Below are 8,551 nucleotides of genomic sequence, written 5' to 3'. Positions count from 1 at the left end.
TAAAAAATACATCCCTATAAGGATGTATTTTTTATTTAATAGAAACATAATTTGAACTTACCGTTATAGAAAAAGCGGCATCATAAAAATGGTGAACTTAATATTGTTCAAAGTTACTTATACTTATCCCCCAATTAATTGTACAATCTACCCTTTTCATCTACTAAGTTCTTTTACTAAAGAATAGAAACTAAAAAAGAAATAGAAATGAATCTTTTTTATTATTTTGTTCATCTTTTTTTCGTTTTAGGGGAGATTTTGTTTTGTGGCTTGATAACAATGTGGAGGTATCCTAGGTTTAAAAATCCCTGTAGTTACTGCATACTAGCAACAACCTTTTGAAATTTAGGTTACTGGGAGGTATAATTATCAAAAAATCTAAGGAGTTATATATATGTCTAATATAAAAATAATAGCTGAGGTTCTGAGTATAGGGTTACAAATTGGTTTATTTTCAAAAACTGAAATAATTGATTGGGCTGATCAGACAATTGAAGCATTAGATAACCCTTCTATTGAAATTATAGAAGTTTCTCTATCTAGTAATGATAAGTTGGTTGACATCGTACCTAAATTAAAAAATGTAAAAGGAACGTATGATAGAAAATTACCCGTAAAAATAATACTGGGACTGTTATGGGATAAATTTATTCTAAATGAAGAAAATGTATTGAAAATAAAACCATTTATATTTAATTTGATACATAATAATTGCTGTGAGGGATTTAGTTATGTAGATGAACAGCTATATAATTTTAATGAGGAAATTAATTTAGCCGCAGATAATATATATGGGAATCTAGAAGATATTAGTCAAGAATTAAAAAGCTTTTTATCTCCTTATAAAGACTTTAGTAAATACTTTAGTTTTTGGGAAACTTGAAAAATATTAAATTGATGGAAATAGATTCTCATAAAATGGTAGTTTTATGAGTACAGGATATCCAGAAAGATAAAGGAGAGTTTACATGCAAGATAAATACATACAATATGAAGAATTAGGTGATTTTTTAGCAGGGACTTTCCATCAAGATATTGAATCACTCGAATTCGCTATAAACGAATTTATCAATGAAGTTACTAATATATGTTTAGAGAATACTATTGAAGACATTACAGCATTCCTACAAAGTGGTTTATCTGTTCATGAAAAAGAAGAATTCATCATATATAATACCGAAATTTATTTTCCTGCTTTAAACCTTACTCCTATAAAATGGCTAGAACAAATAATTGAACTCTTAAAAAGAGCATTAAAAAATAAATAGTAAGACCGATTTTCAACCGCCCTTTACAGGTGATCTTTTACTTTTTCTACTTCACATATACAAAAGATATATTTGTCGTAATATAATATATCCCCCTCCTTTTCATTCATGATTTTTTTCTTCTTTTCTCTCTCTTGCCAATAAATAAAGTATATAATTCAGCACCTCCCAAAACTGTTTTTCTTTCACATTACGAGAAAAATCCCCTCAAGGTATCTCAAAAGCAGGACAATTATTTAATATTCCTATACTCTCCAACATACAACAAAATACATCGTAAAATATATCTTACAATGTATTTTAAAAGGGAAATCGGCATCAGCTTTCTAACCCATATATTTTTGAGGAGCTTTACCCATAAGTTGGCCTTGTGTTAATTATTAACCTATAAGCTGGCCATTATTTTATGCGAGATTTTATACATATGGAGTAAAGGAAATAAAGATAATGATTGCTTTTAACCACTGATATAATGGAATGAATAAGAAACTGCATACGTAGGTGAATAGGATAAATCTAATTCTCTTAACGAAAGGGATCAACACTGCAAAGTCTATTCTTCAAAAATCAATAGTCACTACTCTATTTAATATTAATACTAAGTACAAACACACTATCACTAGTTTTGTTTATTGCATTTAATATAATGAATCTATTTTCTGAAAGGAGTTTTGCTATTTGCCTGCCCCTAAGAAAAAGCCTCCTAAACCGCCTCAAAAACAACCCACATCACCGTCTCCCTGCATACCAGAGATTACTCTCGATGCTTCTCCTGCTGAAAATTGCTTTATTCAGTTATTTGGAACAGTTACTTGTGGAGGAGAACCTATTACAGATGCTACTGTGGAGTTCGAAAGCGCTTCTCCAGAAATTAATCCGATCCCTTCAGCAAAAACTGATAAAACGGGAAACTTCTCCTCTGTTGTCGATATAAAATCTGGTGTACAATCCAGTGAAATATCAATAACTGCTTCAACTAAAGTGAAAGAAGGTTTTGCTTCTATATCCAAAAAAGCAATAATAGAATGTCAGGTCCCACTTCCTAAGAACAGAATTTATGTTACAAATGGGGCTCTCATTCCCCCTCTCAATGGCGCTAGTGAACCAATTTCGGTGATTGATGGCAATACAGATCTTATTATTACAAAAGTCTTGAGTGGGATTACCCCATTTGACATTGCGGTGAATCCAGTTACGAATCGCATATATGTCACAAATCGCTTCGGAGATACAGTTTCAATAATTGACATTCTCACCAATGCACTTATCACTGTGATTCCAGTGGTTAATCCTGGAGCAATTGCAGTTAATACTGTCACAAATAAAATATACGTGGCTAATTTAGGAGTAAATACTGTTTCGGTGATTGACGGAGTTTTAAATCAAGTGATTGATACCATACAAGTAGGGAAAGATCCTTCCGAAATTGCCGTTAATCCTATTATGAATAGGATATATGTTGTAAATAACGGGGATGATAATGTTTTTGTTATTGACGGGGAACTTAATATCGTTTTTGGTGTTATTTTGGGTTTAAATTCTCCAACTGGTTTAGCGGTGAACACTATTAACAATCTGATTTATATTGTAAATAATGCAGTAAATAGCGTGCTAGTAGTGGATGGTTTTACACATAAAGTAATTGAAGAGGTCAAGGTAGGAGCCTCTCCTCAAAAAATTACAATTAATCTATCTCATCCTTTTACATCTCGACTCTATGTTACAAACCTTGGTGATGGTACTGTATCAGTTATAGATGGGGATAAAAACATTGTGATGGTCACAATTCAGGTTGGGAAACAACCACTTGGAGTTGCAGTAAATCCATTAACAAATCGCGTATATGTTACAAATTTTGCGGATTCAACTGTTTCAGTGGTTAATGGCCTAACGAATATAGTCGTTGATTCAATCAAATTAGATGATGTGAATGGTGGGATTGCGGTCCTCCCATAGAATAAGGTGGAACCTTGAAAGTTTTGATGGAACTATGTCGTTCTGTGGCACCTAAAAAAAAGCCCTCCTTCTCTTTCAGAGGGAGAGCCTTTATGGTGTATATGAAAAAAAACGATATTAAGTCATATCTGAAACCAAAAAATAAAATTACTTCTAAAAGCATTTATGTAATTTCATTATTTAGCAATTCTTTATAAATATTATCATACAAATGATCTGTATATCAAAGATGAATTGATTTACAGATCATTTGCGTGAGCAAGGTCCCTTTAACATTATTGAGGGACTTTTTTAATTTTTTAAATACTTAAGGTTACGTCACATCAAAATCAAGTTAGCAAAACAAAATGAAACATACGCCACCCATTCCTATGATTCTACAAAAAGAATAGCGTATTTTTCATTTTGGAGCATTATAAAACTTTAACTTGATAGTGATTGAGTAACAGTTGTGATTTAGACATAAGATAAGATTATATAAAGATTATCCACCGATATGTGGAGGATGAAGAATACACTTGCGATATTGAAACGATTGAATTAAAGAACTTGATATTAGTATGGTTAACATAATGTGAAAATTACTTAAAAAATCGTGATCTTAGCTAAACAAGACCAAGCCCCCTCCTCTCCAGGACGGTCTTGGTCTTGTTTACGTTCACATACAAATTATTATTTGTATTGTTTCATGGGTTCCCTTTTAAATTATATACGTTTACTTTACCATCGATAACCACTGACTAATGTCTCCTATTCAATCGTACAGATTACCTATGCCATATTCTAAAGGACCCCTCTTTGCTAAAATGATAAAAATAAAGAGAGATACTTGTCCCTCTCTCAATAAGTACTTTTATTTTTAAATTTTAAATCAGCCCTTTTAATATTAAACCCAAAACCGACATAGTGATTACGCTAATAATAATTCGTAGAATCCAAGTTGTATTCATGCTAATCTTTTCTAATTGCTTATTAATTGTGGCGATGTCTTTCTCATTAATTGTTGTGCGAGTTTCTAAATTACGAATATCTCGCATAATTTCTTTTTGTTCTGCCTTTAAACTATCAATTTTCACATAAACATCTTCCAATACGTTCAGATCCTTTTATAATCTTAATAAAGCAATCTTCACATGATATGAGACAACCTTATTCATGGTGAATTTATTGCGGTAAATTCTATACAAAATCCGTATTTTGTTAAAAATAAAAAAGAGACAGTTTCACCTCTTTTAATACATAAAACTTGATTTTATCCAGATTTACTATTACTACCATTGATTTGTTGCTTTAATTTTAATCCAATTAATTTACTTGCGTCCTATTTAAATTGATGATTTCTCAATTGAATACTACACAATTCTAGACATTATGATTGATATCACGAATAATATTATGAGCATTTCGTATAAGTATGATTTAATTAATTACAGCTATTTTCAAAGACAACACATTAGCAATTATTTATGTCTATTCTACATAATTGTTAGCACTTATAAATTATTTTTTACTCTAATATAGGAAGAAATTCGGTTATTTTCCTCTTCGAATAACTTTCTTACAAAGAAAAAAGACCTTGTAAACTACAAAGTCATTTTTCTTATATATAAACCTACAACTTTTATATTAGTATTCGTTAAATTCCCCCACCAGGCTCTGTATTAGCTGGTGCTCCTGTATTTCCATGTGCGTAACTAGGAGACCATGTATCTCCTATATTATGAGCCGGTGCCCCTCCTGTATGTCCATCCGATTCTAACTTCGGTGCAGGGAAATGTCCATGAGTATAAGTTGGCGCTCCTCCATGATCCCCATCAGCTTCTAACTTAGGCGCCGGAGTGTCTCCTACATTAAAAGAAGGTGCTGGATAGTCTCCATATCCATAAACTGGTGCTCCCGTATGCCCATGAGTATAGGACGGTGATCCTCCTGTATTTCCATGTGCATACGAAGGAGAATGGTGATCTCCATCAGCTTCTAATTTTGACGCAGGGAAATGTGTATGACCATATGCAGGTGCTCCTCCTCCATCCCCTTCTGAAGCCGCTTGAACAATACCTCCACCATTTCCATGAGTAAAACCAAAAATTCCAAATCCTAAAACAGATAAACCTACGACTGCTGTACCAATTTTCCTTTTCATAATCGCTCTCCTCTTTATGTATTTCATGTAAATTGAAATGAACATATTATGGATATCAGTCATGATGAAAATTCGACTCATTTCATTATCATATATTATACTTCTATGTATTTTTTTGTAAAACCTTCTTGAAATCTGAAGAAAATGGTTATTTTTTGTAAAAATTTAAATATAGTAACAAATTATTCACTTTACAATTTAGGCTTTGTTGCCTAACCATATTTACCCCTTGCGGTAATCCCTAATTTAGTATTGAAATTCTCTAAATCTCAATGTATTATATTTTTGTATTTTCTCAGTTCCCAAGCCGAGAATACATCATCACTTACGAAAGGACCCGAACTTCATCGGGTTCTTTTTCATTCTTCTTGAAAATCTATTTATCTAAATGTAGAATTATATATAAGTTCTAACATTTTGAATCGAGGTGAAAATCATGAGAAGTTTTAGCTCATTAATGATCTCTACTGTTTGTTCAATACTTCTTATAATTTGGAATGTCTATTCCTTCTATAACGGCTTCACAACAGGGGGCACATACTACTGGATTAATGGTATCGCAGCTTTTATCTTCCTTTTATTCTTTATCCTCAACATGCGCGATTTTAAAAAGAAAAACTACAGAACTTCATAACAATAGGAGTTGATACATATGTGGGAAAGATTTAAAAACTATAAGTATTCCTCAAAGGAATTAAAATTCATGCTTTGGTTATTTGGTATTACTTGTTTTGTACACTCGGTTGCTTTCTTTGGCGGACTATTTTCTTCTGAATTTCTTTGGTTTAAAGGTGTTTGCGCTATTGGAGCACTACTAGCTTTTATGGATGTTAAGCGAAAAATTAATAAGTACAAGATAGCATGATGAAAAGGAGCCATTACAGGTTCCTTTTTTCTATTCAAAATAAAAAAGCAGCTGTTAGGCTACTTAAAGTTTTTCTTATCACCAAATAAAATGATATATATATTCTCCCGTTACACTTTCATCAACTCCAGCAACCCTAGCAAATCTCACCACGTCAGCACCCTGAAGGAAATACATTGTTAGCATAACTGGCACACGTGACCACATAAACCGATAAAGTTCATTCACTCTTTGCCTAGTCGTAACAATTAAATCGTTCGCAGGTCCATTAATCCACGCAGAGGTTCTAACTGAAGTAAACGGAAGATCTTTCCCATTCACCACTATTCTCGCCATAATATGTGTTATATCCACATCGATACCCTCATTCCAAAAATTAAATCTGTTTCCCATATTTACATAAGTATTCGATGCTATAAGAAATGTTTAAAGTTAATTTTTTATCAAATAAAAAAGCAGCTGTTTCGCTACTTTTATTTGTTCCAACCTTCAAAATCTTTATATTGCTTTGGATATTCATTTTTGAACACATTTTCATGCCATGCATCATCTGCGTCCGGCCTTGACTGCTTATTATTGTATTCATTCACATCACCATTTCCATTGAACCACTCAGGATTCCTATGAACGTAACGGTAAATAAACTGTCTTGCTTCTTTTAATGAGTTAAATTCTCCAAAGTATATCTTTTGTTCTATCCCTTTCCCATAACCATGTACAAAGTAAGTTGTTCCCTTTTCTCCATGCGTTTCGAAAAAAGGTCTTTTTGACTCATCTATTTTTCTCACATCAACATCCCCTTTTCAATTCAATTTAGATTTATTATACAGAATAAAAATAGCTACTTTTAAAAAGCTTTGTATTTAATTTCAAATCAAATGTAATAAAATACAAATCTCATACATCGCTGTATTTCCATTCATTAAGTTCGTTTGTTTTGTGCAAAAGAAAAAGCACCTATTAAGCTAGGTACTTTAATTTTTTCATCACATAATGAAATCCTGTAGCTAAGGCTCCAGCTTTAAAAATAAAAACTATAATATCACTTAGCGAATGCCATTCAAACATCCAATCACCTCCTCCATAATCATACAATAAAAAGCTTTACGGATATTTTAAAATTATTTTATAATAATATTACTATTTATATACATTTCTTTACAATATAAAAAGCACCCCCATGGATGCTATTTATTTGCTAAAACTTTTCTCGGTCCTCTACCTTCTCTTGGCTCGATAATATTATTTTCTTCTAGTCTATTAATAATTCGAGCAGCCCTCGTATACCCGATTCTAAATCTACGCTGTAACATCGTCGTTGATATTATTTTCCTTGTGATTACCCACTCTTTAACAGCTTCATAAACCCCATCTACATATTCTTTAATCTTCTCTTCCATTGTCCTTCTCCTTAAATATACGATAAATGAAATCTCATACTCCTTCACCTACGTAACGTGAATTGCAATTGAATGTAAAAGAAATACTGTCCGTCCAATTTGCAACCATCCTTGTTAGTTATAACAATCCATTTTCAATTATCAAAAGGCTCTCGAGCAATGTTTTACATTACTACTTATAGTACAAATATAACACGTTACCTCCAAAATAACCGACACATTTCCTGCCAAACAAAGGCCATTATCCTGGCACTTTTTTTCATTGAATTCATAATATAAGATACCTTTATAATAACAAGGGAAATAAACAATATCACTGTAATAAAAGAAGGAATTTTTTAAAATTCCTATCCTCCTTTTAATATAGTATCAATAAAACTAGAGCGACCAAAAAAATGTGTATTAATATAGACTGAGATCATTTTGCATCATTATCGTTTTCTGATTTCGTACTAGTATCTTTAAAAAAATTACCTGCTAAATTAAGTAGTTTTTTTCCACCTTCACTATTCATTAGATTCATTAAAAATACCGGATCTTGAATTTTTTTAAGTAGCGTTTGCATAAATACAGATTTAGCAACACCTAATATCTCTGTTGAAGTGATTTTTATATTAAAATACGGAATGTTAATTTGAAATGGCGAGGAATCTAGCGTATTGTTTTCCTGTTTATTAATGGTTTCGTCTGTGATTTCATCTGTGGCTTCATCTATGGTTTTATCTGTGGTTTCATCTGCAGTTTCATCTGCGGTTTCATCTGCAGTTTCATCTGTGGTTTCATCTATGGTTTTATCTGTGGTTTCATCTGCAGTTTCATCTGCAGTTTCATCTGTGGTTTCATCTGTGGCTTCATCTATGGTTTTATCTGTGGTTTCATCTGCAGTTTCATCTGCAGTTTCATCTGCAGTTTCATCTGT

At 32.1% G+C, this 8,551-nt stretch carries 11 protein-coding genes; 5 read left to right on the top strand and 6 right to left on the bottom strand.

Annotation, left to right across the window (positions count from 1 at the left end):
• Positions 1 to 394 precede the first annotated feature (394 nt).
• From AC3WVA_RS28885 to AC3WVA_RS28875, 3 genes are all read left to right on the top strand, one after another.
• Positions 395 to 883, top strand: a complete 489-nt coding sequence (locus AC3WVA_RS28885) for a hypothetical protein (protein WP_492322417.1) — start codon at positions 395 to 397, stop codon at positions 881 to 883.
• Between the two features lie 85 nt (positions 884 to 968).
• Complete coding sequence (locus AC3WVA_RS28880; RefSeq protein WP_429604368.1) at positions 969 to 1,268, top strand: contact-dependent growth inhibition system immunity protein; 300 nt, start codon at positions 969 to 971, stop codon at positions 1,266 to 1,268.
• A gap of 678 nt (positions 1,269 to 1,946) precedes the next feature.
• Positions 1,947 to 3,224: a YncE family protein gene (locus AC3WVA_RS28875; protein WP_492322416.1), complete on the top strand. Its 1,278-nt coding sequence runs from the start codon at positions 1,947 to 1,949 to the stop codon at positions 3,222 to 3,224.
• A gap of 866 nt (positions 3,225 to 4,090) precedes the next feature.
• Here AC3WVA_RS28875 and AC3WVA_RS28870 read toward each other — a convergent pair.
• Both AC3WVA_RS28870 and AC3WVA_RS28865 read right to left on the bottom strand, forming a co-directional pair.
• On the bottom strand, positions 4,091 to 4,315 hold the full coding sequence (locus AC3WVA_RS28870) for a hypothetical protein (protein WP_492322415.1): 225 nt from the start codon (positions 4,313 to 4,315) through the stop codon (positions 4,091 to 4,093).
• A 545-nt stretch (positions 4,316 to 4,860) separates the two neighbouring features.
• On the bottom strand, positions 4,861 to 5,367 hold the full coding sequence (locus AC3WVA_RS28865) for a hypothetical protein (RefSeq protein ID WP_195757018.1): 507 nt from the start codon (positions 5,365 to 5,367) through the stop codon (positions 4,861 to 4,863).
• 436 nt (positions 5,368 to 5,803) lie between these two features.
• Between AC3WVA_RS28865 and AC3WVA_RS28860 the strand changes: the two genes are divergently transcribed.
• Together AC3WVA_RS28860 and AC3WVA_RS28855 are read left to right on the top strand one after the other, a co-directional pair.
• Positions 5,804 to 6,001, top strand: coding sequence for a hypothetical protein (locus AC3WVA_RS28860; RefSeq protein WP_088047510.1), 198 nt, complete (start codon positions 5,804 to 5,806; stop codon positions 5,999 to 6,001).
• A gap of 18 nt (positions 6,002 to 6,019) precedes the next feature.
• Positions 6,020 to 6,232, top strand: a complete 213-nt coding sequence (locus tag AC3WVA_RS28855; protein WP_098521839.1) for a hypothetical protein — start codon at positions 6,020 to 6,022, stop codon at positions 6,230 to 6,232.
• Positions 6,233 to 6,310: 78 nt separating this feature from the next.
• Here AC3WVA_RS28855 and AC3WVA_RS28850 read toward each other — a convergent pair whose 3' ends face one another.
• The 4 genes from AC3WVA_RS28850 to AC3WVA_RS28835 form a co-directional block, all read right to left on the bottom strand.
• Entirely contained in the window at positions 6,311 to 6,625 is a 315-nt protein-coding gene (locus tag AC3WVA_RS28850; protein WP_098521838.1) for a hypothetical protein, read from the bottom strand.
• Between the two features lie 80 nt (positions 6,626 to 6,705).
• Positions 6,706 to 7,020 carry a hypothetical protein gene (locus tag AC3WVA_RS28845; RefSeq protein ID WP_341014168.1) on the bottom strand — a complete coding sequence of 105 codons (315 nt, stop codon included), beginning with the start codon at positions 7,018 to 7,020 and terminating at the stop codon, positions 6,706 to 6,708.
• Positions 7,021 to 7,419: 399 nt separating this feature from the next.
• Entirely contained in the window at positions 7,420 to 7,632 is a 213-nt protein-coding gene (locus AC3WVA_RS28840; protein ID WP_154131932.1) for a DNA translocase FtsK, read from the bottom strand.
• A gap of 418 nt (positions 7,633 to 8,050) precedes the next feature.
• The gene (locus AC3WVA_RS28835; protein WP_492322418.1) at positions 8,051 to 8,491 is read right to left on the bottom strand and encodes a hypothetical protein; all 441 of its coding nucleotides are present in this window, start codon (positions 8,489 to 8,491) and stop codon (positions 8,051 to 8,053) included.
• Positions 8,492 to 8,551 lie beyond the last annotated feature (60 nt).

The organism is Bacillus sp. EB106-04-02-XG92 (genome assembly GCF_058791995.1).
Note: the sequence above shows the minus strand (reverse complement) of the source record. Positions and strands in the feature narration are given on the sequence as shown.